This window comes from Nonomuraea rosea, assembly GCF_039539705.1.
Lineage (GTDB): Bacteria > Actinomycetota > Actinomycetes > Streptosporangiales > Streptosporangiaceae > Nonomuraea > Nonomuraea rosea.
In genome coordinates, this window is sequence record NZ_BAABDQ010000020.1 from 52,824 (window position 1) to 77,917 (window position 25,094).

Consider the following 25,094-nt stretch of genomic DNA (forward strand, 5'->3'; position numbering starts at 1 on the left):
CCTTGGTCAGGAGCAGCAGCCTCCGCCGCAGCAGCCGCCACCGCCGCCACCGCTCGCCCGGGGCGCGGCGGCGCCGCCGGTCATGGACACCGTGGACAGCAGCTTCACCGTGTCGGCGTGGCCGTCGGGGCAGCTCGCCGGGTCGTCGGAGGCCGACATCGGGCGGGAGACCTCGAACGTGGAGCCGCAGGCGCGGCAGCGGAAGTCGTATCGCGGCATGGCCTAAGCGTAACCGCAGACCCGGCCATCCGGTGCGGCCCGTCTAACGCCCTGAATAGGTGAGGTGGGCGTAGTCGGACACGGGCTCGTAGCCGATCGCCTGGTAGATGGCGTTGCTCGTGGGATTGTCCAGGTCGGTGAAGAGAACGACCTGCTCGCAGCGCTCCGCGAGGGCGACCCGGCTGGCGTGGGCCGTGGCGGCGGCGCCGTACCCGCGCCTGCGGCAGGACTGCGGGGTGTAGACGGGCCCGATGCGGCAGACCCCGCCCGCCGCCGGTGAGAGCGCGGCGAGCGAGACCGGCGCCCCGCCCGCCTCCCACACGAACAGCTCGCGCCCCGCCAGCCGCTGCGCCACCCGCTCGGCCACGTCGTCGGCCTCGCCGAGCCCCACCTCCGCGCCGAACGCCTGATACCAGCTCACCAGCAGCGGGAAGTCGGCGGGAACGGCCAGCCTGCCCGAGCCGGGCACGTCGGGGACGTCGAGCGTGCCGAGGCGGTAGAGCCGTTCGGACACCACTCTCCGTGGCGGCCCGAGCAGCCGGACGATCTCCGACGTCAGCTCCACGCGGCCCACGACGGTGGGCAGGTCGCCGCCGAGCGCCTCCACCAGGGGCGCGACGGCCTCGACCGGCATGACGGCCAGGCCGACGGGATGCGGCGGGGTGCGGAAGGCGGCCCCGCGGACTTCGCCGTCCACCGTCCACCAGCCGAAGCGCGGGTTCTTGACGGGCATGCCCGCCCGCAGATTGGCCAGGACGGTGAGCGCGACGGTGTTCTGCACCGGGTCGCCGAGCAGAAAGGGCTCGGCGACCGCGGCGTACTCCTCAGGGTCCGAGGTTAAGGTCCACATGCCTGTTCATGCTGACAGGCGGCGGACTCCCGGTATATGCGGCCCCGTGTCAGGCGGCTGCCTCAAGGTAGGGCGCCCACTGGGGGTCTCCGACGAGGGAGGCGCCGATGAGCCGCCAGTGGGCGCCTCGTGGCACGGCCGGGCTGACGCGTAGCGTCCATCCCAGCTCCTCCAGGTATTTGTCGGCCTTCCTGTGGTTGCACGTCGTGCACGAGGCGACGCAGTTTTCCCAGGTGTGCGTGCCGCCCCTGGACCGCGGGACGACGTGGTCGATGGTCTCGGCACGCAGCCCGCAGTAGGCGCAGCGGTAGTCGTCGCGCCGCATGAGCGCGGCCCTGGTCAGGGGGATGCGCGACCGGTAGGGGATCCGGACATATCTTCGCAGCCTGATCACCGACGGCACGTCGAGCGTGCAGCTCGCGGAGCGCAGCACTGCGCCCCGGCCGTCGCGGTGGACGACGTCGGCCTTCTCCCGCAGCACGAGCACGATGGCGCGGTGCAGCGAAAGGGTGGTCAGGGGTTCGTAGGTGGCATTAAGCAGCAGGACTTGGCGCATCATCGGGCCTCTTCCTGCTGCGCGCGTATCAAAGGGGACATGCCGCGGCATGTCCCGCCTGTCGGCCCCTCCTGGGGCACTTGTGCTTCCGTCACGTGGACCTCCGCCGGACGGTCCAGCGGATGGTCACCACGGCACCGTCCTGTCACCAAGTCTGGCGTTTGCACCGTGGTCCCCGCCACCCCAAAACCGGCAGCCGGAATGACTAGAGGGACGCACGATACGTTTTATGCCCGCTTCACCAGCGCTTTACGCATGCACGTTGGCAGTAGGGTTCGTTCATGACGCGAGAGCCGTACCCGACCGCACGCCGCGAGAACACCGTCGACATCCTGCACGAAACACCCGTGTCAGATCCCTATCGGTGGCTCGAGGATCCCAACAGTCCCGAGACGAAGGGCTGGCTGCTCGCGCAGGGCGAGTTGTTCAGCGAAGGTCGCGGGACTCAGCGGTTCAAGAGCAGGATCGCGGAGCTGCTCAGGTCCGGTTCGGTGGGCACGCCGGCCTGGCGGGGCGGGCGTCACTTCTTCAGCCGGCGCACGCCCGACCAGGAGCACGCCGTCTACTACGTCGTCGAGCCCGACGGCACCGAGCGCGCGCTCGTCGACCCGATGGAGATCGACCCGTCGGGGCTGACCACGCTCGACGCGGTGCAGCCCGACAAGGAGGGGCGGCTGCTCGCGTACCAGATCTCCGTGGGCGGCGACGAGGAGTCGGTCCTCTACATCGTGGACGTCGCCACGGGGGCGCGCGTCGAGGGCCCGATCGACCGCTGCCGCTACTCCCCCATCGCCTGGCTGCCCGGCGGTGCGGCGTTCTACTACGTACGCCGGCTGCCGAGCACCGAGGTGCCGGAGAACGAGACGCAGTTCCACCGCCGCGTCTACCTCCACCGCGTCGGCACCTCGACCGAGGAAGACGTGATGATCTTCGGGCAGGGCCTGAAGATGACGAACTACTACGGCGTCTCGGTCTCGCGTGACGGCCGCTGGCTGCAGGTGTCGGCGCATGAGGGCACCGCGCCGCGCAACGACCTCTGGGTGGCCGACCTGACCGCGTCGCCGATCGAGCAGCCGGAGCTGACGGTCGTGCAAGAGGGTCTGGACGCGCAGTCCGGGCTCGTGTTCGGCCGCGACGGCCGCCTCTACGTGCACACCGACCTCAACGCGTCGCGGGCCAGGGTGTGCGTGGCCGATCCGGCCGAGCCCGGGTTCGAGACCTGGCGCGACCTGATCCCCGAGGACCCCGAGGCGGTGCTGAGCGACTTCGCGATCCTCGACGACCTGGAGCGCCCGGTGCTGCTGGTGGGCTGGACCCGCCACGCGATCAGCGAGATCACCGTGCACGACCTGGCCACCGGCGAGCGCGTCGGCGAAGTGCCCACGCCCGGCCTGGGCACGATCGGCGGCATCTCGGAGCGTCCTGAGGGCGGTCACGAGGCGTGGTTCGGCTACACCGACAACACCACGCCGCCGACGATCCAGCGCTACGACGCCAGGACGGGCGAGACCACGCTCTGGGCGGCCTCGCCCGGCGCGGTCGAGGTGCCCGACGTGCGCACCTCGCAGGTCGTCTACCGGTCCAAGGACGGCACGGACGTCCGCATGCTGATCATCTCGCCCGCCGACGACACGCCCGGTCCGCGGCCCACGATCCTGTACGGCTACGGCGGCTTCGGCCTGTCGATGACCCCGGGCTACTCCGCCTCGGTCCTGAGCTGGGTGGAGGCGGGCGGCGTCTACGCGATCGCCAACCTGCGCGGGGGCGGCGAGGAGGGCGAGGACTGGCACCGGGCCGGCATGTTCGGCAACAAGCAGAACGTCTTCGACGACTTCCACGCCGCCGCCGAGCACCTCATCGCCACCGGCGTGACGACGGCCGGGCAGCTCGGCATCTCCGGCGGCTCCAACGGCGGCCTGCTGGTGGGCGCGGCGCTGACGCAGCGCCCCGAGCTGTACGCCGCCGTCGTGTGCTCGGCGCCGCTGCTCGACATGATCAGGTACGAGCAGTTCGGGCTCGGCGCCACCTGGAACGTCGAGTACGGCTCGGCCGAGGACGCGGAAGGGTTCGGCTGGCTGCTGGGCTACTCGCCGTACCACGCCGTCAAGGAAGGGGTCCCGTACCCTGCGACGTTGTTCACCGTCTTCCAGTCCGACACGCGCGTGCACCCGATGCACGCGTGGAAGATGTGCGCGGCGCTGCAGCACGCCACGTCGTCGGACCGTCCGGTGCTGCTGCGTAACGAGGCCGAGGTCGGCCACGGCGCCCGCTCGGTGAGCAGGACGGTCGACCTGTCGGCCGACACGCTCACCTTCCTCGCACGGCACACCGGCCTATAGTCTCGAAAACATGAGCACGCTGGGGCTGGCCATGGTCGAGGCCACCCCCAGCGCTGCGTTGCGGCCCTATGTGACGCGGCTGTGCGCCTATCGCGAACATTACGGCTCCCCGGTGACGCGGTCGGAGATGGCCATGCCGGGGGCCGTGCTCATCCTCGGGTTCGGCTCGCCGATGGAAGTCGGCGGGGAGCCGGTCACGGCGTTCTCGGGCGGGCTCGGCGACCGCTTCACCGTCACCCGCACGGTGGGGCCGAGCGAGGGCGTGGAGGTGGTGCTCACGCCGTTCGGGGCCAGGAGGCTCTACGGCGTGCCGATGCGGCACCTGAAGAACCTGACCCTGCCGCTCGGTGACCTGCTCGGGCCTTGGGCCGACATGGCGGTGGGCAGACTGGCGGAGACGCCGTCGTGGCAGGACCGGCTGGCGCTGACCGACCGGCTGCTGGCCGCACGCATCCGTTCGGCGCCCGCGATCGGCCCCGAGCTGCCGTGGGCGTGGGCGCGGCTGCTGGAGTCCGGTGGCCGCCTGGGCGTGTCGTCGCTGGCGGAGTCGCTGGGCTGGAGCCATCGCCATCTCGTCGCGCGCTTCCACGACCAGATCGGGCTCTCGCCGAAGGCGGCCGCGCGGGTGATCAGGTTCGGGCGGGCGATGCGGCTGCTGCGGTCGGGCAGGCCCATCGCGTGGGCGGCGGCCGAGTGCGGCTTCTACGACCAGGCGCACATGAACCGGGAGTTCCGGCTGCTCGGCGACACGACTCCCGGTCAGATTTTTCCAAGACCGTCGGACGCGTCCCGGGCATCCTGAGCCTATGACTCGAACGGTTTACGCACTCGCCCGCTTCCAGAACTGCCAGGCCGGGCTGGACTTCCTGACCAGCGCGTTCGGGTTCCGGGTGCACGAGGCGAGCAAGAACGACGAAGGCGTGGTCAACCACGCGGAGCTGCTGGTCGGGGACGACCTGATCATGATCGGCGAGGGCCGGGCGGGCGGGCCCGGCATCTACGTCGCGGTGGACGACGTCGACGCTCACCACGACCGCGCCAGGGCGGCCGGGGCCGAGATCACCATGGAGCTGGTGGATCAGCCTTATGGGTCGCGCGAGTACGGCTGCAAGGATCCGGAGGGGAACTCCTGGTTCTTCGGGACGTACCGGCCTTGATGCGGGGCGGGTAGGCGCTCGGGGCGGTGGCATCGGGGCGACCCGCACCGGGGGACGTCGTATGCGCTCTCCGGGCCACTTGAGCGGGTCGTTCCCCCGTTGGAGGGGGCGACCCGCAGCGCTGGGCTTTCAGCAGCACGCTTGAGCGACCGATCAGTCCGGCGGCACCGGATCCGAGTCGGGAGCCGGGACCGAAGCTGACCCAGGCATCGGGGCCGACTCCGGGGCGAGGGAGCGGGGGGACGGGACCGGGAGCGGGTGGGCGGCCTCGGGGCGCAGGCCGTCGAAGACCAGGCCGAGGTAGCGCCGCCAGATGCCCGGGACCGCGTCCCCCAGGGGCGCCGTCGCCTGCGAGACGCCGTTGATCAGCAACACGACGTCATGGCCTGTGGCGTCATCCCGTACGGCCCCGGCCCGCCGAGCGTGGGCCGTGAGCGCGTCCGCGACCGCCACCAGCCGGTCACTCGCGGCTCTGACCTGCGGATCCTGACGGGTGTTCGCGGTGACCGCCTGACAGAACGAGCGATCGGCGCACTGCAGCTCGATCGCCCCCGCCATGAACTCCAGCAGCGCCCCACCGGGATCCGCGCTCCCCATCAGCGCCTCCCCCGCGTCGGACAGCCGATCGAGCTGGTCGCCGAAGATCGCAGCCATGAGCTGCTCCTTCGTGGCGAAATGCCGGAACACCGTGCCCTTGCCGATCCCCGCCCTGGCCGCGATGCGGGCGATCGAGACCTCCGTCCCATGCTCCGCGAACTCGGCCGCGGCGGCATCCAGCAGCAACCGCCTGTTGCGTACGGCATCGGCCCGCATCTTCCCCACGACCGCGACCCTATCGCAAACGGACCAGCCGGTCATATTATGCTGATAACGTGACCGCACGGTCCGCTTAGTGAGCTGCGTTCGGAGGAGGGCATATGAAGGCGCTGGTGGCCAGGGGATATGGCGGGGTGGAGATGCTGGAGCTGACGGACGTACCGGTCCTGGCGCCGGGACCCGGCCAGATCCAGGTACGGATCACGGCGGCCGGCCTCAACCCGGCCGACCTCAGGCTGGTGAGCGGGGTGTTCAAGGAGGCGGTGCCGCTGACGTTCCCGCACGTCCTCGGGGGCGACTTCGCCGGCACGGTCACACGCGCGGGCGAGGACGTGGAACGCTTCGCACCCGGCGATGAGATCTTCGGCTTCGGTCTCGTACGCTCGGCCGGGAGCATGGCGAGCGTGGCCGCCGCGCCGCCCTCCTTCACGACGGGGACGATGGCCGAGTACGCGCTGTTCGACGCCGACACGCCCGCTCTGGAGCACCGGCCGGCCGGTCTGGACGCCGGGCATGCCGCGGTTCTCCCGACGGCGGCCCTGACCGCGCTGCCCCTGCTGCGCGCCTGGGACTTCACGAGGGGCATGAAGGTGCTGGTCATCGGGGCCGCGGGCGGAGTGGGCGGCGCGGTGGTACCGCTGCTGGCCGCGCGCGGGGTCCACGTGATCGCCACCGCGATCGCCTCGGACGAGGGCTATGTCCGTGGGCTGGGGGCCGCGGAGCTGATCGACTACCGCTCGGCCGAGGTGGCCGATGAGAGCCTGCGCCGCCATCCGAACGGTGTCGACGCGCTGGTCAACCTGGCCCTCCCGGGGACCTCGCTGCCTGCCGTGGCACGGGCGGTACGTCCCGGCGGCCGCCTGCTGAACATCGCCTTCCCCAGTCCAGGGCCCGACTCCGGCTTCGAGACCGTCTACACGAAGGCTCGTCCCGGCGATCTGGAGGAGGTGGGGGCACTCGCCGTAAAGGGTGTCCTTCCCGACACCGTCACCAGGCGCTACGACCTGGCCGATGCGGTGCGGGCTTATGCGGACCTGGCGCACGAACACGTACGAGGCAAGCTCCTGGTTGCCGTCTCGCCGAGGTAGCGAGCGCCGGATCATCGGCTTGGCACGCCGCACGCAGTCGGCTCCGCAGGCAGGGGGCTCCGCAGGCAGAGGAGCTGCTTGCCACCAGTTCTGGCCGGCAAGAGGCGAAGTCTGGGGCGGCGATTTTGTCGGTGCCGTTTGCCAGTATCAGGCGGCATGACGACCGATCCCCTCGCCCAGTTCCGCTGGCTGCAGGCTCCTGAAGCGGACGCGGCCAATCCGCTCGGCGACATCTACTGTGTGTCCTTCTTTCGTGGGCTCGAGCCCGCCGAGGTGTTACGCCGCTTCGGACCGGCTGGGCCGCCAGGCCGGGAGATGAGCTTCGCCGAGCTGGACAAGCAGGTCTTCGAGTTCGTCCAGGAGACCGGCGGCGGTGAATGCGGGGGTTATGTCGCGGCGATCCCGGCTGGGGAGTGGTGCGTCGCGGTGGAGCTCTGGGGCTGGAATGCGACCATCGAGAAAACGCTGACCCGGATGTCCAAGGGCAGTGAGGTGGTGGCCGTCGGGCGGCACGACTTCGCGGAGGACGACTTCAGCTACGCCGTCGACGGCACCCTCATCACGAGCTTCCCACCGATCACGCCCAGTGATCGCCACGGAAGTGACCCGGATCGGCTCAACGACCTCATGCGTGAGATCGGGCTCTCTCCGGAGGAGGACGATGACGACACCTGGGAGGCGCGATGGGAGGACATGTCCAGCAATGGCCTCGCGCGAGCGTTCTCGCTGGCAGCCAGGATGACCGGGGTGACGTTCACGGCCGACCTGCTCCAGGGCCCGCTCCTGGTGGGCGCCATCGAGGACTGACACCAGCCGACACCGCACCCCGAACGACGGCCACCACACGTCGGCGCACCCCGAACGACGGCCACCACACGTCGGCGCACCCCGAACAACGGCCACCACACGTCGGCGCGCCCGACGACCGTAACAACCGCCTGATCAACTACCTCGCGCCGACAACCAACCGGCGCAGTGCTTGTCGGGCGACCACCCCTATCCCGGGCAGCCGCGCCTACGCAAAGCGCGACCGCCGCCGTACCCGGCCGGCTGCCAACGCTCCAACCCGGCCATCACCGCATCCGGGCGACTGCCGGCGCTCCCACCAGGCCATCGCCGTATCCGGCCCCACCCCACCGTCCGCAGACCAGCCGCCACCAAAAGCGGGTGCCGTCCCGGTCGCCGCGCCCGGTCGGGCCAAGGTGGGGAGTGAGCGATCGCCGTGTTCCAGGTCGGGCGGTGCTTGGTCTTGCTGCGGGTGCTCGTGGGAGGGCTGCGCGGGGTCTAGCGGGGGAAGACGATGGTTTTGTGTCCGTCCAGTAGCACGCGTTGCTCCGCATGCCACCTGACCGCCCTGGCCAGGGCCACGCACTCCACGTCCCGGCCGATCGCCACCAGGTCCTCGGGTGAGTGGCTGTGGTTGACCCTGGCCACTTCCTGCTCGATGATCGGCCCCTCGTCCAGGTCGGAGGTCACGTAGTGGGCCGTGGCGCCGATGAGCTTGACGCCGCGGTTGTGCGCCTGGTGGTACGGCTTGGCGCCCTTGAACGACGGCAGGAACGAGTGGTGGATGTTGATGGCCCGGCCCGCCAGCTTCTCGCAGAGGTCCTCGGAGAGCACCTGCATGTAGCGGGCCAGCACCACCAGGTCCACCTGATAGTGCTCGACCAGCGCCAGCACCTCGGCCTCCTGCTTGGCCTTGGTCTCCGAGGTGATCGGCAAGTGGTGGTAGTCGACCCCGTACGACTGCGTGAGCGGGCGCAGGTCCGGATGGTTGGAGGCGACTGCGACGATCTCGATGTCCAAGGTCTTCGATCTGACCCGGTAGAGCAGGTCGTTGAGGCAGTGGCCGAACTTGCTGACCATGATCAGGACGCGCGGCTTCTTGGCCGCGGCGCGCAGCTTGAACTCCATGGCGAAGTCCGCCGCCAACGTCGCGAAGGCCGCGTTGAGGTCGTCTTCGGTCAGCGGGCCCGCGAACTGCACGCGCATGAAGAAGCGCTGCCCCACCGGGTCGCCGAACTGCTGGCTCTCCATGATGTTGCAACCGTGTCCGGCGAGCAGGCCGGAGACGGCGGCCACCACACCGGGGCGGTCGGGGCAGGACAGGGTCAAGACGTATTCGGCGGGGCTGGTCATGCCTTCACTCTCACGGGCGTGGGATCGTCAGGTGCCTTGTGGCTGATCTGGGCAGAGTACAGGTCGCCGGTCAGAATCGAGGGCACCCGCCCCAGTCCGGGGCTGTCCGGGGTAGCCTGGCGCGGCATCCGGCCGCGCGCCCGCGACTCCGGGCCCGCGCCCGACTCGCACGTGCGGGCGCACGTGCGGCCGCACGTGCGAGAGCACGTACAGGTGCAGGACGCGCGGCGCGGGCATCCGTTAAGGGGCCTTGGTCATCATTCACCCGATCTTGGGTAGTTATTGGGCATCGCGCACGACGTATGTCGTGGGAACAGCCGCGATTCCCCCCATAAGGGCTGTGGCTGGATCGAACGCGTCCCGCCTGGGGGCCGGGCGGACGGGGATGGAGCACGTGCCGTTGGAAACCGCCGTACTGATCGTGGTCGCCGGCCTGTTCGCCGTCGTGTCCGGGATCAACGACGGCGGCGCCCTCCTCGCGACCGGGCTCAAGCTGACCGCGGTGCGCCCCGCGACCGGCATCCTCGCGCTCGTCGTGCTGGTCGCCCTCGTGCCGCTGGTGACGCAGCAGGTGGCGCTGACGTTCGTGACCAGGCTGGGCACCTTCGACGAGCCCGGCGGAAAGATCGTGATGACGACCGCCGTGATCGCGTCGCTGATCGTGGTCGCCCGGCTCAGCGCCAAGGGGCGGCCGACCAGTCTCACCCTGGCCATCGTCGGCGGCCTCACCGGCGCCGGGCTGGGCTGGGGGCTGCCGGTCTCGGCCGGTCAGGTGGGGCTGGTGCTCGCGTTCGGCCTGGCGGCGCCCATCGTCGGCGGGCTCGTGGCCTGGGTGCTCATCCGCGTGCTGGTGGTGGTGACCACGACCCGGGGGCTGCCGCGCTGGCACTGGGCGGGGTTCCTGCTGCAGAGCCTCGCCTACGCGGCCAACGACGCGCAGAAGATGCTGGCCGTGTTCATGATCGCGTTCGGCTTCTCGGAGGCGCCGCTGACGTACACGTCGCTGGTGGCCGTCCTGTTCGGGCTCGGCACCCTGTACGGCCTGCCCAAGGCGGGACGCACGCTCAGCCGCGAGATCACCGTCAGCAGGCCCGCGCACGGCGTCGCCGCCGAGCTGGCCGCGGGCGGGGCGGTGATCGGCTGCGCCGCCGCCGGCATGCCGGTGAGCATGACCCAGGCCATCGCCGGCGGGATGATCGGCGCGGGCGTGGCCCAGGGCAGCGGCCGGGTCCGCTGGTACGCCGCCGTGAAGATCGTCACGGCCTGGCTGCTGACCCTGCCCGCGAGCGCGTTGCTGGGCTGCGGGCTGGCGCTGCTCGTGAAGGGGTTCGCGAGCATGGAGGTCACATGAAGGGATGGCGAGTGCGGCACTGTTGCTCATCGAAGGCGGCAGGACGGTGAAGCGCCTGCGGCGGATCCGGGATCTCATGACCGGCCGCATGGACAGCGCGCTCACCGATGCCCTGCTCGGGCAGCTCCAGGCCACCAAGGAGGGCGCGTGGCTGGCGATGGCCATGATCGGCGGCGAGGTGGGCAGGACCGGGGCGCACGAGCAGATGCGCTCGATCGAGCACCTCGGCGACGAGGAGCGCGCCCGGCTCATCGAGGAGCTCAAGTCCGCCCTCGTCACGCCGATCGACCGCGAGGACCTGTTTCGCCTGTCGCGTTCGATCGACGACGTGCTGGACTCCCTGCGGGACTTCGTCCGCGAGTCGCATCTTTACCGGGTGCCCGACCAGATCCGCTTCACCCCGCTGCTCGACCAGGTGATCGTCGGCATCGACGCGCTCGAGAACGCCGTCCAGGACCTCGCCAGCCGCCCCGCCGTGGTGGTCCACGACGCGCTGGAGGCGAAGAAGGCGGGCGGCGCCATCCGGCGGATGTACCAGTACGAGATCTCGCGGATCTTCTCCGGTGAGGTCACGGCGAACGCGTTGAAGGAGCGGGAGCTCGTACGCCGGCTGGAGATCGTCGGCGTGGCCATCGGCGAGGCGGCCGATGCCATCACCGACGGCGCGATGAAGCGGTGACCAGGGGCTACAGGCCGAAGGCCGGAGCCAGCCGGGTGAGCTGGGTGAGGGCGTCGGCCAGATCGGGGACGTCAGCGGACAGGGGCTGGACGGCGACGTGGTCGGCGCCGGCGTCGAGGTGGGCCTGGACGCGCTCGGCGATGGCGGCCTGGTCGCCCCAGGCCACGATCGCGTCGGCGAGCCGGTCGCTGCCCCCGCCGGCGAAGTCGGCGTCGGTGTAGCCGAGGGTGCGCAGGTTGTTGAGGTAGTTGGGCAAGGTCAGGTAGTAGGCCATGTGGGTGCGGGCGATCGCGCGGGCGCGTGCGGGGTCGGACTCGAGCACGACCGCCTGCTCGGGGATCAGCAGGCGGCCCGCGCCGAGGATCGCGCGGGCCTGGGCGGTGTGCTCGGGCGGCACGAAGTAGGTGTGGGCGCCGTCGGCGCGGTCTCGCGAGAGCTCCAGCATCTTCGGCCGCAACGCCGCCAGGAGCGTCGGGAACTCGGCGTCGGGCAAGATCTTGTAGGCCTCGTCCATGGCGTCGAGATAGGTGCGCATCGTGGTCAGCGGCTTGGTGTAGTCGTGGCCGCGGCGGGCGACCAGCGGGCCGTGGCTGACGCCGACGCCCAGGAGGAACCGGTCATGATGGCCGTCGGTCACGGTCACCGCGCCGGCCGCCATGGCCGTGGCGTCGCGGGCCCAAAGGTTGGCGATGCCGGTGCCGACCGCGATGCGCTCGGTGGCCGCCAGCAGGATGGCGGCGGCGGCGAACGGCTCCTTGCTGCCCCAGCCCTCGTTGACCCAGATCGAGCCGTAGCCGAGCTCCTCGATCCGTGCCGCCGCGCGTCGCCCCTCCGCCGCGGGGGCCTTGCCGACCATGGGATGCCACACTCCGACGCGCCCGATCTCCACGGCCGCTCTCCTCTCGCGTAGGATGTTCGATCGAGATGGAACACTACACTGATGTTCGACGGCAGTCGAACAGAACCCGTAACCTGACCCACGCCTCGCCGCTGGAGGCCTCGCTCCAAGCCGCGCTCGACGCGCTGGGCGACCCGGTCCGCCGCAGCATCGTGCGCGAGCTGGCCGGCGTGCCCGACTGGACACGCGCCTGCGGCACGTTCAGCCACCTGCCGGTGGCCAAGTCCACGCTCAGCCACCATTTCTCCGTTCTGCGCAACGTCGGCCTGCTCGAACAACGCGACGAGGGCGCCCGCCGGCTCAACCGCCTCAGGCGCGCGGAGTTCGACGACCGCTTTCCCGGGCTGCTCGCGCTGGTGCTCGCCGAAGAAGGAGCAGCCGGTACGCAGTGATCTTCCCGCCCTTGGTTGCCTGGTCAGGCGCCTCGGAGGTGCAATGAAAGGTGTGATCGCCAACGCCAGGACGACGGAGAGACCGGACGTGCGTCCCCGGCTGGCGGTTTCGAGCTGCCTGCTGGGCGAGCCCGTCCGCTACAACGGCGGGCACAGCCGCGACCGGTTCCTGTCCGGCGCGCTCGACCCGTACGTGGACTGGGTGCCCATCTGCCCCGAGGTGGAGGCGGGCCTGGGCACGCCCCGCGAGACCCTCCGGCAGGAGGTCTCGCCCCAGGGCCCGCGCCTGATGACCCGCACGACGCGCGTCGACCTGACCGACCGCATGACCGCGCTGGCCGCCGGGCGCGCCGCCACGCTCGACGCGGACGGCTACGTGTTCAAGGCCAAGAGCCCCACCTGCGGCATCCACGGCGTGCCGCTCTATCCCGCCGACGGGCCGCCGGTCGATCGGCGGCGGCAGGGCCTGTTCGCCGGGACCGTCATGGAGGCGCACCCGCTGCTGCCGGTGGAGGACGAGGGGCGGCTGCACGACGCGCTGCTGCGGGAGAGCTTCGTGGAGCGCGTGTTCGCCCACGCCAGGCTGCGCGCGCTGCTGAGCGGCGACTGGCGGCCGCGCGACCTGGTCGCCTTTCACGCACGGCACAAGATGCAGCTGCTCGCCCACGATCCGGAGCTCTACCGCCAGGCCGGGCGCGTGGTGGCCGCGGCCGGCGCCCGCCCGCGGGAGGAGGTGGCCGCCGACTACGCCGAGGTGTTCCAGCGGACGCTCGCCACGAGGGCCACCGTCGGCAGGAACGTCAACGCGCTGCAACACTGCCTGGGCATGCTCGCGCTCGACCCCACCCGGCGGGCGGACCTGGTGGAGGTGATCGACTCTTACCAGGCGGGCCTGGTGCCGCTGAGCGTGCCCACGACGCTGCTGCGCCATCACGCTCGCGGGGAGGCCGCCGCATACGTCCACGACCAGACGTACTTCTCGCCCTTCCCCGACGACCTGCGCCTGCGCAACCACGTCCCGGGCGGCTGACCGGCGCGGAGGGCCGGTCGATAGCGTCATCCCATGAGCACCGGCGAGAACATCACGGAGGGCGGCGACCGCCCGGCCGCGCGTGTCGTCTGCCTGGACCGCGACGGCCGGGTCCTGCTGATGCACTGGCACGACCGGGTCAGCCGGATGGACGTCTGGGAGCCGCCGGGCGGCGGGCTCGACCCCGGCGAGACGGCGCTGGAGGCGGCCAGGCGGGAGCTGACCGAGGAGACGGGGCTGCCCGGCTCGGCGGTGCTGGACCGGTTCGTCGCGGTCGAGCGGGACTTCACCTGGTACGGCGTCCGCTACGTGAAGACCGAGCCGTTCTACCTCGCCAGGTTCGACGAGGCGCGCCCGGACGTCGATCCCGGGGGGCTCACCGACGAGGAGCGCGCGGCGTACCTCGGCTACGCATGGGCCGGGGAGCTGCCCGAAGGGGTCGAGCCGCCGGAGCTGGCCGCGGTCGTCGAGAAGCTCACTTCCGCTGATCGCCCCTGAACCGCCCGGCAGGCGGATCGGGCGGAGGTCTCATCGCAGGTCCACGGTCACGCCTGGAGATCCACGCTCACGCCCGCAGGTCCACGGTCACGCCCGCGGACGCGACGGCCAGCGGGCCGGTGTACGACTCGGCGGCCGACGCGAGCGCGGGGCCCGCGGGGGTGTCCGGCCACAGGTGGGTGAGCAGCAGGCGCGACACCCCGGCCGCCGCCGCCGTACGGCCCGCGTCCCGCGCGCTGGACAGGTAGGGTGCGTCCTCCTCCGGCACCCGTTCCGGATAGGTCGCCTCCGCCACCAGCAGATCCGCGTCCTTGGCCAGCGCCACCAGCTCGGCGGCCGGCCCGGTGTCGCCGGTGTAGGCGAGCACCCGGCCGCCACCGCTCAGCCGCAGCCCCGCGTTGGGCACGTGGTGCGGCAGGTCGAAGGCGTCCAGGCGGAAGGGCCCCAGCTCGTACGGCACGCCGGGTGCCAGGTCGTGCACCGTGAAACCGCCGGCCAGCATGCGTGCCTTGTCCAGCGCCAGCACGGCGTCCAGCGCTCCCGGCGGCGCGTACACCGGCAGCGGCGGCACCGGCGCGTCGCCGAGCACGCGGGCGCGCAGGAGCGGGTTCAGGTCGGCACAGTGGTCGGGGTGGCCGTGGCTGACCAGCACCGCGTCCACCTCGTCGGCCCGCATGGAGGTGAGCAGGCGCGGCAGCGTGGCGTAGCCGGGGTCGATGAGGACGCGGAAGCCCTCGTGCTCGACCACGTATCCGCTGCATGCCTGGCCGGCCGCGGGCCACGCTCCACACCCACCCAAGACGGTCAATTTCATCGCAACTCCAAGATCCAGCTCACCGAGGGAACGTCTGAGCCGCCACGAGCGTGCGGGACTGCACGCCCTGGAGGCCGGGGGTCAGGGCCCGGGGCGCGGTCGGGCGCTTTCGCCGCGGGGATGCCCCAGCTCGGCCAGGGTCGTCGTCATCAGCCCGCGCAACAGCGCGCCCGCCACCTTCTCGTGCTCCGGCTCCACGGGCAGCCCCTGAGCCACCCGGTCCCGGTAGACCTCTCGCTCGCGCCCATCGGTGTAGGGCAGCGCGGTCATCCCGACGATCACGGTGGTCCTGGTGCCGCCCCTCGGCAGGACGGCGATGGCATGCGTACGCAGCAGGGTCTCGTCGGGCGCGCCGTACCAGCCGCATTTGACCCCGGCCTCCGGCGAGCCGATCGCCTCGCGGACGCCGAACGCCTGCCCCGTGCTGACCTCCCGCATCCAGTCCAGGATGGTGCCCGCGACGGGGTCGCCCGCGGCGGCGGACTGGGCGAGCGCCGCGTAGGCGGTCGCCACCTCCTCGGCCGCGACCTCCACGGACCCGAACCGCGACGGATCCCCGTTGGGCGGCGACCAGGCGACGCCGGTGCGCTGGTAGAGGTCGTCGAGGATCACGCGGGGACCGGCGGCGAGCCACAGGTTGAGCGTGTCGGCGTTCGAGGAGACGATCACGGCGGGCTCGGCGTGCCGGCGCCAGCGGCCGGCGTCGGGGATGCGGTCCGCGCTCACCCACGCGTAGAGCGGCTTGAGCAGGGAGGCGCAGCGCAGCCGGGTCATGCCCGCGCTGACGCTCACCGTGCGGGCCGGCGGCCCGCCATAGCCGCGTCTGATGCCCGCCGCCTGAACGCTGGCACCGTGATCGAGGTCGTCTAGCAGCCCGTTGAAGCCCACATCCTCAACCGTAGACCCTACGGCGAGGTCCCCCAGCGCCCTTCGTACCACTCCACGCTGGGCGGTTCGCCGGGCAGCGGGGTCACGCCGGGCGCGCGCAGCCCGTCGAGCGCGATGGCCAGCAGCCGCTCCTTGACCTGCTGGTGTTCCGGGCTCGCCGGGCCGGGGGCGGGGCGGCTGAACTGCTCGATGAGCAGCGAGAGGTCGAGCATGGTCACGTCGCTCCTGAGCACGCCCGCCTCGTGCGCCCTGGCGACGAGCCGCCTGGTCGCCTCGTCGGACCTGCGGGCGGTGCGCCACATCTCGCCGGTCACCTCGATGGTGCCCGCGACCGGCGCCAGCGCGCCCGACCGGAAGCCCACACAGGCGCGTACGTAACGGGCCAGCCCGGTCCACGGATCCGGCTCGGCCAGGCCCGACTCCGCCGCTTCGACCGCGCGTTCCATGGCGATCACGCACAGGCGCTGGAGCAGCTCCTCCTTGGTGCGATAGCGGCGGTAGAGGCTGCCCATGCCGACGCCCGCCTGCTTGGCGATGGCCGACACCGGCGCGTCGAACCCCTGCGTCGTGAACACCTCATGCGCCGCCTGCAACAGCCGCAGGTCGTTGCGTGCCGCCTCGGCCTGCCTGCCGCGTGTAGCCATGCGGTCAAGGATATTCCGGAGCCCGTACACTTCTAACGGAGCAAAGCGCTCCGATAAAGAACAGGCAGGTGGATCATGCGTGCGGTGATGCTGCGGCGGTACGGCGGGCCGGAGGCTCTGGTCGTCGAGGAGGTGCCGGATCCGGTTCCCGGGCCCGGGCAGGTGGTGGTGGAGGTGTCGGTGGCCGGCATCACGTTCGTGGAGACCCAGGTACGCGCGGATCGCGGCCCGCGCCGGGCCGAGCTGCCCGCGATCCTGGGCAACGGCGTCGCGGGCACCGTGGTGTCGGCGGGTGACGACGTGGACCGGACGCTGATCGGCACGCGGGTGGTCAGCACGCTGGGCGGCTACGGGGGTTACGCGGAGCTGGCGGTGGCGAGCGCCGGCGACCTCATCCCCATCCCTGACGGTCTGTCGCCGGAGGTCGCGGTGGCGGTGCTGGCGGACGGCCGCACGGCGGTGGGCCTGGCGCGCGCCGCCGCGCCGCAGCCCGGCGAGTGGGTGCTGGTGCTCGCGGCGGGCGGCGGCGTGGGCAGCCTGCTCGTGCAGCTCGCCCGCGCGGCCGGGGCGCGCGTGATCGGCGCGGCCGGCAACGCGGCCAAGCGCGACCTGGCCGCGTCGCTGGGGGCCGAGCTGAGCGTCGACTACACCCGCCCGGACTGGACCGACCAGGTACGCGCCGCGACCGGCTGGAACGGGGACCCCGGCGGGACCGACCAGGTACGCGCCGCGACCGGCTGGAACGGGGACGCCGGCAGGACCGGAGCACCGGGTCGGACGCGTGGCGTGGACGTGGTCTTCGACGGCGTCGGCGGCGACCTCGGCGCGGCGGCCCAGGCCCTGCTCAAGGACCAGGGCCGGCTGAGCGTGTACGGCATGGCGGGCGGCCCGATGACCAAGCCGGACCCGCGCGTCAGAGCCGTCGCCTGGCCGTCGACGGACCTGCGCGAGCTGTCCAGGGACGCCCTCGCCCTGGCCGCCGCCGACCGCCTGCGTCCCTCCATCGGCGCCACGCTCCCGCTGGAGTCCGCCGCCGAGGCGCACGCCGCGATCGAGGCCCGCACGGTGACCGGGAAGACCCTGCTCATTCCAGCGCGGCGGCGAAACGGGAGCGCAGCTCGCCCAGACGCTTGACGGGCTCGTTGCTGAACACCAGCCGTACGTACCGGGGCGCGACCGTCTCGCCCCAGGCCGTCATCGGGGTGGCGGCGATCCGGCCGCGTTCGAGCAGGCGGGCGGACAGGTCGGTGGCCGTCAGCCCCAAGGCCGCCGCGTCCACCAGGCAGGACCAGCCGCCGGCCGCCCGCACCACCGGCAGGCCGTCGAGCTGCCGGATCACCGTGTCGTGGCGGGCCTCGTACTCGGCGACCGCCTCGGCCACCCCCGAGGGGCCGCCGAGCGCGGCGGCGGCGCCGAGCTGGTGGAAGCCGCTGGCCACGGTGGTGTTGTAGATGACCGCCATCATGATGCGGGACATGATGTCCGCCGGGCCGGCGATCCAGCCGATGCGCCAGCCGATCATGCGATATTCCTTCGACACCGAGCCGATGATGATCGTACGCTCGGCGAGCCCGTCCACCTGACACGGGTTGATGCGCGGGTGGTCCCCGAAGACGATGCGCTCCATGGCCGCGTCGTAGATCAGATACGCGCCGGTCCGCTCGCAGACGGCCGCGATCGCCTCCCAGTCCGCCCGGCCGAACACCACGCCCGACGGCATCGAGGGGCTCATCAGCAGCAGCGCCGCCGCCGAGCGCACCCGGCCCAGCGCGTCACGATCGAGCCGCCAGTGACCGGCGTCCACCCGCAGCGGTACCAGCTCGGGGCGGGCGCCGGACAGCCGTACCCGCTGGAGCAGCCCCGCGTACGTGGGGTCGGTGAGCACCACCGGGTCACCCGGCTCGGTGGTGGCGAGCAGCACGGGCATGACCGCCGACGTGCCGCCCGACGTGATGGCCACCTGGCGCAGCGGGTCGAAGTCCAGCCCGGTCCGCACGCGCAGGTCGGCCGCGACCGCCTGGCACAGCACCGGCAGCCCGGTGAGCGGCAGCCAGCTGTTGCCCGTCCCCGCCGCCAGCGACTCCCTGGTGGCGGCCACGGCGACGGGCGGGGGCGGGATGTCGGTGTCGAGGTTCTCCAGCCGCAGCACGTCGGGGTCGTCCCCGGCGGCGGCCGCCACTGTGTCGAGATCGATCGGTTGCACGCGCGCGAATCTGGAGTTGGGCCGCATCGACAGCACCTTCCACGAGTGTTCCGTATACGGAACATCCCTTGGACTCAACCGGGTGTCAAGCGCCGAACCTGGCCCAGGAGACGACGAGCGCCAGCGGCATCAGCCCCACCAGCGCCAGCGCGGTCAGCGCCTTCCACCGCCGCGCCACCCCGGGCTCCGTCAGGAACGCCCCCAGCCCGCCCGCCCCCGCGAAGGCCACCGCCGCCGTGACCGCATGGGCGAACTCCGACGTCCACGACGGCAGCGACTCCCCCACCAGCCTGAACACCACCAGCACCCCGGCCGTCACCAGCGCCACCCGCCGCCCGGGCCGGACGTCCACCCGTTCGAGCAGGTACGCGGACCCGCCGACCAGCACCGCGGTGATCACCGCGACGATCCCGACGGCGGGCACCAGGCAGCCCCATTCCTCGCAGCCGACGCCGGTCCACGCCAGACGCACCGTGGCCCACCACAGCACCCCCAGGGCCGCGCACGTCAGAGCGGCTCGCCCCATTCGCCCCCTCATGGACCCATGGTGCCCCATCAGGAGAACCGGTCCGCCCGGAGCTCGTCGGCCTCGGCCTCGGCGTCGCGGCCCAGGGCATGGAGCGCGACGGCGCGGTTGGCGTACAGGTCGGCGTGCGGCTGGAGCTCGATGGCCTGCGTCAGATCCTCGACCGCGCCCTCCACGTCGCCGGCCGCGTACCGCAGCACTCCCCGGTTCCCCCAGGCGGCGGCGAGGCCGGGCGCGTGCTCCACGGCCTGGTCCAGCGCCGAGCGGGCGGCGGCGAGCCGGCCCGCCGTCGTGTCGATCTGGCCGAGCACCGTGAGCAGGTGCGGGTTGGCGGGATCCAGGGCGAGCCCGGCCGTGACGTCCGCCCTGGCCTCCTCGTCCCGGTCGGAGGCGGCCAGCAGCCCGGCGCGGTTGATGTAGGCGTCCAGATAGGCGGGGTCGAGCTCGATCACCCGGCCCAGGTCGGCGAGGGCCGACTCCGTGTCGCCCATGATCGCGCACAGCTCCGCGCGGTTGTAGTACGCCTCGGGCAGCGGCGGCCCGGCCCGCATGGCCCGCTCGAAGTCGGCCAGCGCCTCCTCGCGCAGACCGAGCTTGGCCAGCAGGTTCCCCCGCTCCAGGTAGTAGTCGGGAAAGGCGGGATTCATCGCGATCGCGGCCGCGTAGTCCTCCAGCGCCTCCTTGGTGTCCCCGAGCGCGGCGAAGAGCTGGGCCCGGTTGGCCAGCAGCACCATCCGGTGCAGCGGATGGTGCTCGCCCAGCTCGCGCGCCAGCTCGATGGCCGACTCGACCAGCGCCAGCGCGGCGCCGAGCCGGCCGTGCCGCAGCTCGATCAGCGCCAGGCCGTTGCGGTCGAAGCCCAGCTTGAAGGCCCGTTCCGCGGGGTCGGGCAGGAGGCTGGAGATGGCGATCGCCTCGTTGATCCAGGCTCTGGCCCTGGCCAGGTCGCGGCGGGCCGGGTCGGGGTTGCGGGCGTCGAGCATGGCGGTGCCGTACGCGCTGGCGGCGTGCATCGCCGGGTCCTGGCTGGTCCCGCGCACCTGGTCCCACACCGTACGGGCCTCCGCGACGCGGCCGAGGCCCCCGAGCGCGGTCGCGGTGCGCTGGGCGAAGCGCCACCAGCGCTCCCCGCCAGGCTCGGTACGCGCCATGCCCAGCTCCCCGAGCTCGACGATCGCGTGCAGGAACCCCTCACGGGTACAGCGGTCCACCACGGCCCACAGCTCGTCCGGGCCGCGGGTGTCGGGCGCGGGCTCAGGGCCGCCCGAGTACAGCATGACCGTCAGCGTGGCGGCCGGGATCCGCCGCGTCATCACGTCGAGCAGCTCGATGTCCGTGGGATCGGCCTCAGCGGTGTTGCAGACGGCGATCGCCCGCCCGGGACGCACGACGTCACGGAAGAACTCCGCGAGCCCGTTGGCCAGCCGCAGCGTACGGCGGGGCGCGGGGACCAGGATGCGCTCGTCCTCCGGCAGGCTCTCGTCGATCGGCACCCGTCGCGCGGGAATGAGCTCGGCCAGCTCCGGTGCCGCGGCCCTGATCTCGATGTCGTGTTCGGCCACCAGGTCGCTTGTCCGCTCCATGGCCTGCGGCACCAGATGGCCCAGCAAGGCGGCGGCGACAGTGTAGGGGCCGCGTGGCCGCCGATGCCCGTCGATCAGTGGCATCAGCAGCCGCGCGGCCCCCCATCGGGCGGGTGGTTCACCCTGAACTCTGAGGTGGGACCTCTCCTCGGTCACCCCTTGTGAATGACGCTGGAGGTCCCTGCGAGCCTTGCGGTACCAGGCTTGCGGACAACGATGCGCTTCATGACGAACCTCTCCACTTGGGGTTAATTCACTATTATTAGGGCACCCCACCGAATATCAAGATTTATGGCGAATAAGTGGGAGGCTAATGGATAAGAAGCACTTGCCTTTTGATTGGGATATCTAACCTGTTAGGAGCGAAACCAGCGATGCAATGCAGTGGTTCGCCCCTGCCCGGATTCTTCCATCAGCTCGCAGAGACACCGGCCGAGCAACGTCACAGACCGGCAGCAGCCAGGGCCAGGCAGGCTCCTGGCGCGGACGATGGCGGAGGCCCGATCGATCAGCCGCTCAAGGCTGGGCTCGCCACCGCCCTTGAGTGAGCGGGTGTGCCAGGGACACGACTCCGCGTCCCCGCAGGCGTACTTGACCGGATAGGGCACCGGCCCGCCGTCGAGCCGCACCGGATCCGCACGTTTGACCCGCAGCCCGGCCAGCACCTTGGCCGCTCTGTCCGCCACGGCGAGCGAATCCCCGCCTTCACGCCTGCGCCCTTTTCCCGCCGCGACCCTTTCCGGCACGGCCAGCAGCATCGCGACCGCCATCAGGCCGCCGCCCACGATCATGCTCCAGCCGACCTGCTCCTGGAACCAGATCACCGAGATCCCGGCCACCCACACGGGCTGTGACGACATCAGGATCGCGCTCGGCACGGCGGGCACGTACGCCTGGCCGTACGAGCGGGCCAGGAAGCCCAGCGCGCACGAAACCACCGACAGATGGGCCAGAACCCCCCAGTCCGGAAGGGTGGCCGGCAAGGTGATCCCGTCGCGCACCGCGAAGACCCCGGTGAGCAGTCCGATGGTGAAGAGCTGGATCACGGTCAGCGGGAAGGCGTGATAACGCGTCCCACGACTGGTCAGCCGCGCGAGCAGCAGCGTGTGGCCGGAATAGAGCGCCGCGGCGGCGAGCGTGACCGTCAGGGCCAGCACCGACACCTGGTGCTCCTCCACCCCGCGCAGAAGTGTGAAGGCGGTCATGCCGGCCAGCGCGAGCACCACGCCGGCCCAGACCCGCCTCGGCACCTTCGCCTTGTGCAGGAAGAGGGCCAGGATCGGGGTGATCACCACGCTGCAGCCGACGGCGAAGCCGGACACGGACGACGGCAGGCTGTGCAGCGCCATGGCCTGGCCCACCTGGCCGGCCCCGAACATCAGCCCGAGCAGGATCCCGTTGACCCACGTCCCCCGTGGCAGTCCCCGGAGGCAGGACGGCCTGAGGAGGAACAGCGTCGCGGCGGCGATCAGGTAGCGCTCGGCGAGCAGATCCTCGACAGGTAACCGGTGGATGAGTTCTTTCATCAGCGGGAACGCCGACCCCCAAGCGGCGCTGACGAACAACAGAAGCACGGCTCCCTGGAGGGGTCTGGGAGCGGGCACGACTGCCATGGCAAAAGCATCCCACTACGATTCGCAGCCATGGATGTACAGCCAGCAGCCGGTTAGGGTCCTCTACACCCGGGTGGTAAGAGCCTCACCCGCGAGCGCGTACATCCTTATCCGACGAAGCAACTACCCGGCCATTTCCTACATATACGTCATGAGGATTTGGCGGCAATTGCCCAATGAGCTGCCGGGGCAGCGATCACCCACTGTGACGGGGAGAGGCTCGGCGGTGCGGTCACGCCGGAGGGATCCGGGAGAGATCACCGGAGAAAAGCGCGTGCGGCCCCGGAGGGGGAACATGGGGCCGTCTGGTGCAGTTGATCAGAACTCGAGAAGCGAAGGCGGTATGAGGCGTTTCTCTCCGTAGACGACGATCAGGTCGCCCACCTGCTGCCTGGAGAGCTCCCGCCATCCCTGACGCGCGTACAGCGCCAGGGCGGCCTCCTGGTTGAGGGTCGTGTCACCCCTGACGCTGTGGAACCCGAGCTCCACCGCGCGCCGTTCGAGGGCGATGAGCATGGCCGCGCCGAAACCGCGCCGCTGGAACTCGGGATGGACCCTGAGCCGGCAGATCTCGGCGGTCCCGGTGTCGACGGGTTTGAGCCCGCCCATGGCGACGACCCGGGCGCCCACCGCGCCGACGAGGAAGTCTCCCCCGCACGCCAGGTAGATCTCCTGGATGCGCGGGAAGTCGTCGTCGTAGTAGACGCCGTCACCGGGAACCAGGCCCACCTCTGCGAGGCAGACCCGGTGGAGTGCGAGGATGGTGTCGAGATCGGACCAGCGATAACGCCGGATCTTCATGCACCGCCCCCCTTCAGTTGGGGCTGTTTGGGCCGGCGCAACGCGGCCCGGTAGTCTTCGAGACCCGCAGCGCCCGCGTCCGCGGCCACGATCGCCTGTTCCAGCGCCAGGGCGGGACGCGCGATGAAGTCGGTCAGATATTCGTCGCCGACCATGTTGAGCGCTTGCGTGCCGATCTTCAGCGCCTCGTCGACGTCTCCGTCGATCAGCCGGCACTGGGCCTGGTCGAGCCTGATCAGCGTCTGGTCGAGGATGTGGTCCTCGTACTTGCCCAGAGCCTGGTCCAGCACCACCTCGGCCTCGATCGTCTGGCCGAGCTTGGTGAGCACGTCGCCCTGGTAGAAGTAGAGCTGCCGCTCGGTGTAGCCGAAGGCGAGGTCTTCCTGGTCCTCCGACTTCATGTGGGAGAACGCGTTCCTGGCCCGGGCCAGCGCGCGCTTGGCCTGGTCGACGACCTCCTTCTTGCTGTCGGTGCCCGACAGCATGGCCAGGGCCCTGGCCTCGACGACCGGGGCCATGGCCTGCGCGGGGCACGGCGTGGAGCCCGCCAGGTCACGGCTCTTCTTGGCGAGGTTGAGCGCCTCGCGGGCGTCGCCGAAGTAGAGGGGCACCAGCGACTCGCGAGCCGTGATCCACGCGCGCAGCGCGCGGTCGCCCGTCTCGTCCGCCGCCGTACGGCCGGTGCGGAAGAACGAGCGCGCCAGCCGGTGGTCGCCCAGGTTTATCATGATCATGCCGCTCAGCCCGGCCAGCTGGGCCGCCATCCTGCACAGGCGTTCCTGGATATCGATGGGCTGGCGACGGGACATGGCCGTGCGTACGGCGCTCAGTTCGAGCAGCACGTCGCACAGCAGTCTCAGGGGGGCGGTCGTGGCGTATTGGCGGCCGAAGCTGATCGTCGTCTCTTCCCACGCGTCCAGCATCGCGGCCGACACGGTGGCCGACACCATCGTCTCGTCCATCCGGCGCCTGATGCCCTCGCACGCGCCCAGCACCGGTCCGTCGAGTTGCTGGGAGAGCTTGGTGTCGGTGTTCAGCAGATTTAACAACGTCCGGCGGAGGATGTTCTCGTCGTCCTCGGCGTCCGGCTCCGTGACCATCGGCTGGAGCGACAGCTCCCGCTGCGTCGGCAGCAGCGGCCGCTCCTTCTCGCCCCCCAGCACGCCGGGCATCCGGTGGCCGTGGCCGCAGATGCACGGACCGTCGAAGCCGAGCGCGAGCGGCTCGACGCGGTAGACGGTGCACAGGTAGTGGAGGTATTCGGGGCCTGGGCGCTTGAGCCCGCTCTCATAGGCGGACAGGAGGGTCTCGCCGATGCCGGGCATGGGTTTCGAGTCACGTTCGAACAGGGCTCTCACCTGTTCGATGACGTCGGCCAGCGCGATCCCGTAGGACAGGCGATGAGCCTTTATCCGGGTCGTGGTGAAGTGGGTCGTGCACGCTTCGTGGATCTCATCAGCTATCTGGGCAGAAGTACGCCCGGTGGCCAAACCCTTGGCTCGGATCCGCCGGGCGATCTCCGTCTCCCTGTGCTGTCTGCCGGACATCCCGGCCCCTCTCACACATGTCTCGACCGGTTCGCAACTGGTGACTCAGCGTAGCCTCGATGTCGCTGTGCGACTACCCATGACTATGAAGCAACGGCGACAGATTGGGAACGCTCTTCCAGCGTACGGATAAGGATCGTCCTCCGAGAGTGCGTTTCTTACAACCGATAAGGGAGAAGCAACTCCCCGTGAGTGCAGACCCTCGTTGCGCCCCGCCTTGACATGAGACATCTTTGGCCCACCAGCAACGATTCCTGGAGGAGGGACGAACGGTGGGGGACGACAACTTCGAGCACTTGCAGCGTCTCGTGTCAGAACTCGGGGCCCGTGGGTTGCTCGCAAGAGTGGTCCAGACCCAGAGCGGACGGAGGTTCGTCAGGGTCATCAATCCGAACGCGACGAGCCTCTCCGAGAACGTCACCTGTCGGCCGACGACATCTGAGCTGCCGGACTGGTGGTACTG

26 protein-coding genes are annotated in these 25,094 nt (G+C 71.0%); 11 read left to right on the forward strand and 15 right to left on the reverse strand.

Annotated elements, in window-relative coordinates:
• Positions 1-6: 6 nt before the first annotated feature.
• From ABEA43_RS36980 to ABEA43_RS36990, 3 genes are read right to left on the reverse strand one after another with little or no spacing between them, the layout of a single operon-like run.
• The gene (locus ABEA43_RS36980) at positions 7-219 is read right to left on the reverse strand and encodes an FmdB family zinc ribbon protein (protein WP_345569324.1); all 213 of its coding nucleotides are present in this window, start codon (positions 217-219) and stop codon (positions 7-9) included.
• A 43-nt stretch (positions 220-262) separates the two neighbouring features.
• Positions 263-1,069 (reverse strand): GNAT family N-acetyltransferase, encoded by an 807-nt coding sequence (locus ABEA43_RS36985; RefSeq protein WP_345569325.1) that lies wholly within the window; start codon positions 1,067-1,069, stop codon positions 263-265.
• A gap of 49 nt (positions 1,070-1,118) precedes the next feature.
• Entirely contained in the window at positions 1,119-1,625 is a 507-nt protein-coding gene (locus ABEA43_RS36990) for an HNH endonuclease (protein ID WP_345569610.1), read from the reverse strand.
• Between the two features lie 281 nt (positions 1,626-1,906).
• Here ABEA43_RS36990 and ABEA43_RS36995 point away from each other — a divergent pair, with 281 nt between their 5' ends.
• From ABEA43_RS36995 to ABEA43_RS37005, 3 genes are read left to right on the forward strand one after another with little or no spacing between them, the layout of a single operon-like run.
• Positions 1,907-3,964 (forward strand): prolyl oligopeptidase family serine peptidase, encoded by a 2,058-nt coding sequence (locus ABEA43_RS36995; RefSeq protein WP_345569327.1) that lies wholly within the window; start codon positions 1,907-1,909, stop codon positions 3,962-3,964.
• Positions 3,965-3,974: 10 nt separating this feature from the next.
• Positions 3,975-4,766, forward strand: coding sequence for a helix-turn-helix domain-containing protein (locus tag ABEA43_RS37000; protein ID WP_345569329.1), 792 nt, complete (start codon positions 3,975-3,977; stop codon positions 4,764-4,766).
• Positions 4,767-4,770: 4 nt separating this feature from the next.
• Positions 4,771-5,121, forward strand: coding sequence for a VOC family protein (locus tag ABEA43_RS37005; protein WP_345569330.1), 351 nt, complete (start codon positions 4,771-4,773; stop codon positions 5,119-5,121).
• 153 nt (positions 5,122-5,274) lie between these two features.
• On the opposite strand, the gene ABEA43_RS37010 is transcribed toward ABEA43_RS37005, so the two are convergent.
• The gene (locus ABEA43_RS37010; RefSeq protein ID WP_345569611.1) at positions 5,275-5,934 is read right to left on the reverse strand and encodes a TetR/AcrR family transcriptional regulator; all 660 of its coding nucleotides are present in this window, start codon (positions 5,932-5,934) and stop codon (positions 5,275-5,277) included.
• A gap of 104 nt (positions 5,935-6,038) precedes the next feature.
• Here ABEA43_RS37010 and ABEA43_RS37015 point away from each other — a divergent pair, with 104 nt between their 5' ends.
• Positions 6,039-7,025, forward strand: coding sequence for an NADP-dependent oxidoreductase (locus ABEA43_RS37015; protein WP_345569331.1), 987 nt, complete (start codon positions 6,039-6,041; stop codon positions 7,023-7,025).
• A 156-nt stretch (positions 7,026-7,181) separates the two neighbouring features.
• Positions 7,182-7,832: a DUF6461 domain-containing protein gene (locus tag ABEA43_RS37020; RefSeq protein ID WP_345569332.1), complete on the forward strand. Its 651-nt coding sequence runs from the start codon at positions 7,182-7,184 to the stop codon at positions 7,830-7,832.
• 477 nt (positions 7,833-8,309) lie between these two features.
• Here ABEA43_RS37020 and purU read toward each other — a convergent pair whose 3' ends face one another.
• On the reverse strand, positions 8,310-9,164 hold the full coding sequence (gene purU / locus ABEA43_RS37025) for a formyltetrahydrofolate deformylase (protein ID WP_345569333.1): 855 nt from the start codon (positions 9,162-9,164) through the stop codon (positions 8,310-8,312).
• 394 nt (positions 9,165-9,558) lie between these two features.
• On the opposite strand from purU, the gene ABEA43_RS37030 reads away from it, so the two are divergent.
• Both ABEA43_RS37030 and ABEA43_RS37035 read left to right on the forward strand, forming a co-directional pair.
• Entirely contained in the window at positions 9,559-10,515 is a 957-nt protein-coding gene (locus tag ABEA43_RS37030; RefSeq protein WP_345569334.1) for an inorganic phosphate transporter, read from the forward strand.
• Between the two features lie 4 nt (positions 10,516-10,519).
• On the forward strand, positions 10,520-11,194 hold the full coding sequence (locus ABEA43_RS37035; RefSeq protein WP_345569335.1) for a DUF47 domain-containing protein: 675 nt from the start codon (positions 10,520-10,522) through the stop codon (positions 11,192-11,194).
• A 7-nt stretch (positions 11,195-11,201) separates the two neighbouring features.
• Here ABEA43_RS37035 and ABEA43_RS37040 read toward each other — a convergent pair whose 3' ends face one another.
• Entirely contained in the window at positions 11,202-12,083 is an 882-nt protein-coding gene (locus ABEA43_RS37040; RefSeq protein ID WP_345569337.1) for a TIGR03620 family F420-dependent LLM class oxidoreductase, read from the reverse strand.
• Between the two features lie 35 nt (positions 12,084-12,118).
• Between ABEA43_RS37040 and ABEA43_RS37045 the strand changes: the two genes are divergently transcribed.
• From ABEA43_RS37045 to ABEA43_RS37055, 3 genes are read left to right on the forward strand one after another with little or no spacing between them, the layout of a single operon-like run.
• Positions 12,119-12,484 carry an ArsR/SmtB family transcription factor gene (locus tag ABEA43_RS37045; RefSeq protein WP_345569339.1) on the forward strand — a complete coding sequence of 122 codons (366 nt, stop codon included), beginning with the start codon at positions 12,119-12,121 and terminating at the stop codon, positions 12,482-12,484.
• Positions 12,485-12,527: 43 nt separating this feature from the next.
• Positions 12,528-13,514 (forward strand): YbgA family protein, encoded by a 987-nt coding sequence (locus ABEA43_RS37050; protein ID WP_345569341.1) that lies wholly within the window; start codon positions 12,528-12,530, stop codon positions 13,512-13,514.
• A gap of 33 nt (positions 13,515-13,547) precedes the next feature.
• Complete coding sequence (locus ABEA43_RS37055; protein WP_345569343.1) at positions 13,548-14,012, forward strand: NUDIX hydrolase; 465 nt, start codon at positions 13,548-13,550, stop codon at positions 14,010-14,012.
• A gap of 67 nt (positions 14,013-14,079) precedes the next feature.
• On the opposite strand, the gene ABEA43_RS37060 is transcribed toward ABEA43_RS37055, so the two are convergent.
• From ABEA43_RS37060 to ABEA43_RS37070, 3 genes are all read right to left on the reverse strand, one after another.
• Positions 14,080-14,826, reverse strand: coding sequence for an MBL fold metallo-hydrolase (locus tag ABEA43_RS37060; protein ID WP_345569345.1), 747 nt, complete (start codon positions 14,824-14,826; stop codon positions 14,080-14,082).
• A gap of 81 nt (positions 14,827-14,907) precedes the next feature.
• Positions 14,908-15,714: a hypothetical protein gene (locus ABEA43_RS37065; RefSeq protein WP_345569346.1), complete on the reverse strand. Its 807-nt coding sequence runs from the start codon at positions 15,712-15,714 to the stop codon at positions 14,908-14,910.
• Positions 15,715-15,731: 17 nt separating this feature from the next.
• Positions 15,732-16,358: a TetR/AcrR family transcriptional regulator gene (locus ABEA43_RS37070; protein WP_345569347.1), complete on the reverse strand. Its 627-nt coding sequence runs from the start codon at positions 16,356-16,358 to the stop codon at positions 15,732-15,734.
• 75 nt (positions 16,359-16,433) lie between these two features.
• Between ABEA43_RS37070 and ABEA43_RS37075 the strand changes: the two genes are divergently transcribed.
• Positions 16,434-17,492, forward strand: a complete 1,059-nt coding sequence (locus tag ABEA43_RS37075; protein ID WP_345569349.1) for a zinc-binding dehydrogenase — start codon at positions 16,434-16,436, stop codon at positions 17,490-17,492.
• Here the strand turns inward: ABEA43_RS37075 and ABEA43_RS37080 are convergent.
• The 6 genes from ABEA43_RS37080 to ABEA43_RS37105 all read right to left on the reverse strand — a co-directional run bounded on the left by ABEA43_RS37080 (position 17,443) and on the right by ABEA43_RS37105 (position 24,631).
• A complete protein-coding gene (locus ABEA43_RS37080; protein WP_345569350.1) occupies positions 17,443-18,561 on the reverse strand; it encodes a pyridoxal phosphate-dependent aminotransferase in 1,119 nt (372 codons plus the stop codon). The genes ABEA43_RS37075 and ABEA43_RS37080 overlap by 50 nt on opposite strands.
• An 85-nt stretch (positions 18,562-18,646) precedes the next feature.
• Positions 18,647-19,099: a hypothetical protein gene (locus tag ABEA43_RS37085; protein WP_345569351.1), complete on the reverse strand. Its 453-nt coding sequence runs from the start codon at positions 19,097-19,099 to the stop codon at positions 18,647-18,649.
• A gap of 17 nt (positions 19,100-19,116) precedes the next feature.
• The gene (locus ABEA43_RS37090; protein WP_345569352.1) at positions 19,117-20,754 is read right to left on the reverse strand and encodes a tetratricopeptide repeat protein; all 1,638 of its coding nucleotides are present in this window, start codon (positions 20,752-20,754) and stop codon (positions 19,117-19,119) included.
• Positions 20,755-21,026: 272 nt separating this feature from the next.
• Positions 21,027-22,244 (reverse strand): DMT family transporter, encoded by a 1,218-nt coding sequence (locus tag ABEA43_RS37095; protein WP_345569354.1) that lies wholly within the window; start codon positions 22,242-22,244, stop codon positions 21,027-21,029.
• A 357-nt stretch (positions 22,245-22,601) separates the two neighbouring features.
• Positions 22,602-23,084, reverse strand: a complete 483-nt coding sequence (locus ABEA43_RS37100; protein ID WP_345569355.1) for a GNAT family N-acetyltransferase — start codon at positions 23,082-23,084, stop codon at positions 22,602-22,604.
• Positions 23,081-24,631 carry an NsdA family TPR-like regulatory protein gene (locus tag ABEA43_RS37105; RefSeq protein WP_345569357.1) on the reverse strand — a complete coding sequence of 517 codons (1,551 nt, stop codon included), beginning with the start codon at positions 24,629-24,631 and terminating at the stop codon, positions 23,081-23,083. The genes ABEA43_RS37100 and ABEA43_RS37105 overlap by 4 nt, the downstream gene beginning before the upstream one ends.
• Between the last annotated feature and the right edge of the window lie 463 nt (positions 24,632-25,094).

Coding starts and splice junctions, on each gene's coding strand:
- ABEA43_RS37045 (WP_345569339.1), top strand. CDS start 12,119: ATGGAACACTACACTGATGTTCGACGGCAGTCGAACAGAACCCGTAAC.
- ABEA43_RS37015 (WP_345569331.1), top strand. CDS start 6,039: ATGAAGGCGCTGGTGGCCAGGGGATATGGCGGGGTGGAGATGCTGGAG.
- ABEA43_RS37050 (WP_345569341.1), top strand. CDS start 12,528: ATGAAAGGTGTGATCGCCAACGCCAGGACGACGGAGAGACCGGACGTG.
- purU (WP_345569333.1), bottom strand. CDS start 9,164: ATGACCAGCCCCGCCGAATACGTCTTGACCCTGTCCTGCCCCGACCGC.
- ABEA43_RS37020 (WP_345569332.1), top strand. CDS start 7,182: ATGACGACCGATCCCCTCGCCCAGTTCCGCTGGCTGCAGGCTCCTGAA.
- ABEA43_RS37010 (WP_345569611.1), bottom strand. CDS start 5,934: ATGCGGGCCGATGCCGTACGCAACAGGCGGTTGCTGCTGGATGCCGCC.
- ABEA43_RS37035 (WP_345569335.1), top strand. CDS start 10,520: ATGGCGAGTGCGGCACTGTTGCTCATCGAAGGCGGCAGGACGGTGAAG.
- ABEA43_RS37085 (WP_345569351.1), bottom strand. CDS start 19,099: ATGAGGGGGCGAATGGGGCGAGCCGCTCTGACGTGCGCGGCCCTGGGG.
- ABEA43_RS36980 (WP_345569324.1), bottom strand. CDS start 219: ATGCCGCGATACGACTTCCGCTGCCGCGCCTGCGGCTCCACGTTCGAG.
- ABEA43_RS37100 (WP_345569355.1), bottom strand. CDS start 23,084: ATGAAGATCCGGCGTTATCGCTGGTCCGATCTCGACACCATCCTCGCA.
- ABEA43_RS37070 (WP_345569347.1), bottom strand. CDS start 16,358: ATGGCTACACGCGGCAGGCAGGCCGAGGCGGCACGCAACGACCTGCGG.
- ABEA43_RS37055 (WP_345569343.1), top strand. CDS start 13,548: ATGAGCACCGGCGAGAACATCACGGAGGGCGGCGACCGCCCGGCCGCG.
- ABEA43_RS37060 (WP_345569345.1), bottom strand. CDS start 14,826: ATGAAATTGACCGTCTTGGGTGGGTGTGGAGCGTGGCCCGCGGCCGGC.
- ABEA43_RS37105 (WP_345569357.1), bottom strand. CDS start 24,631: ATGTCCGGCAGACAGCACAGGGAGACGGAGATCGCCCGGCGGATCCGA.
- ABEA43_RS37090 (WP_345569352.1), bottom strand. CDS start 20,754: ATGCCACTGATCGACGGGCATCGGCGGCCACGCGGCCCCTACACTGTC.
- ABEA43_RS36995 (WP_345569327.1), top strand. CDS start 1,907: ATGACGCGAGAGCCGTACCCGACCGCACGCCGCGAGAACACCGTCGAC.
- ABEA43_RS36990 (WP_345569610.1), bottom strand. CDS start 1,625: ATGCGCCAAGTCCTGCTGCTTAATGCCACCTACGAACCCCTGACCACC.
- ABEA43_RS36985 (WP_345569325.1), bottom strand. CDS start 1,069: ATGTGGACCTTAACCTCGGACCCTGAGGAGTACGCCGCGGTCGCCGAG.
- ABEA43_RS37005 (WP_345569330.1), top strand. CDS start 4,771: ATGACTCGAACGGTTTACGCACTCGCCCGCTTCCAGAACTGCCAGGCC.
- ABEA43_RS37000 (WP_345569329.1), top strand. CDS start 3,975: ATGAGCACGCTGGGGCTGGCCATGGTCGAGGCCACCCCCAGCGCTGCG.
- ABEA43_RS37075 (WP_345569349.1), top strand. CDS start 16,434: ATGCGTGCGGTGATGCTGCGGCGGTACGGCGGGCCGGAGGCTCTGGTC.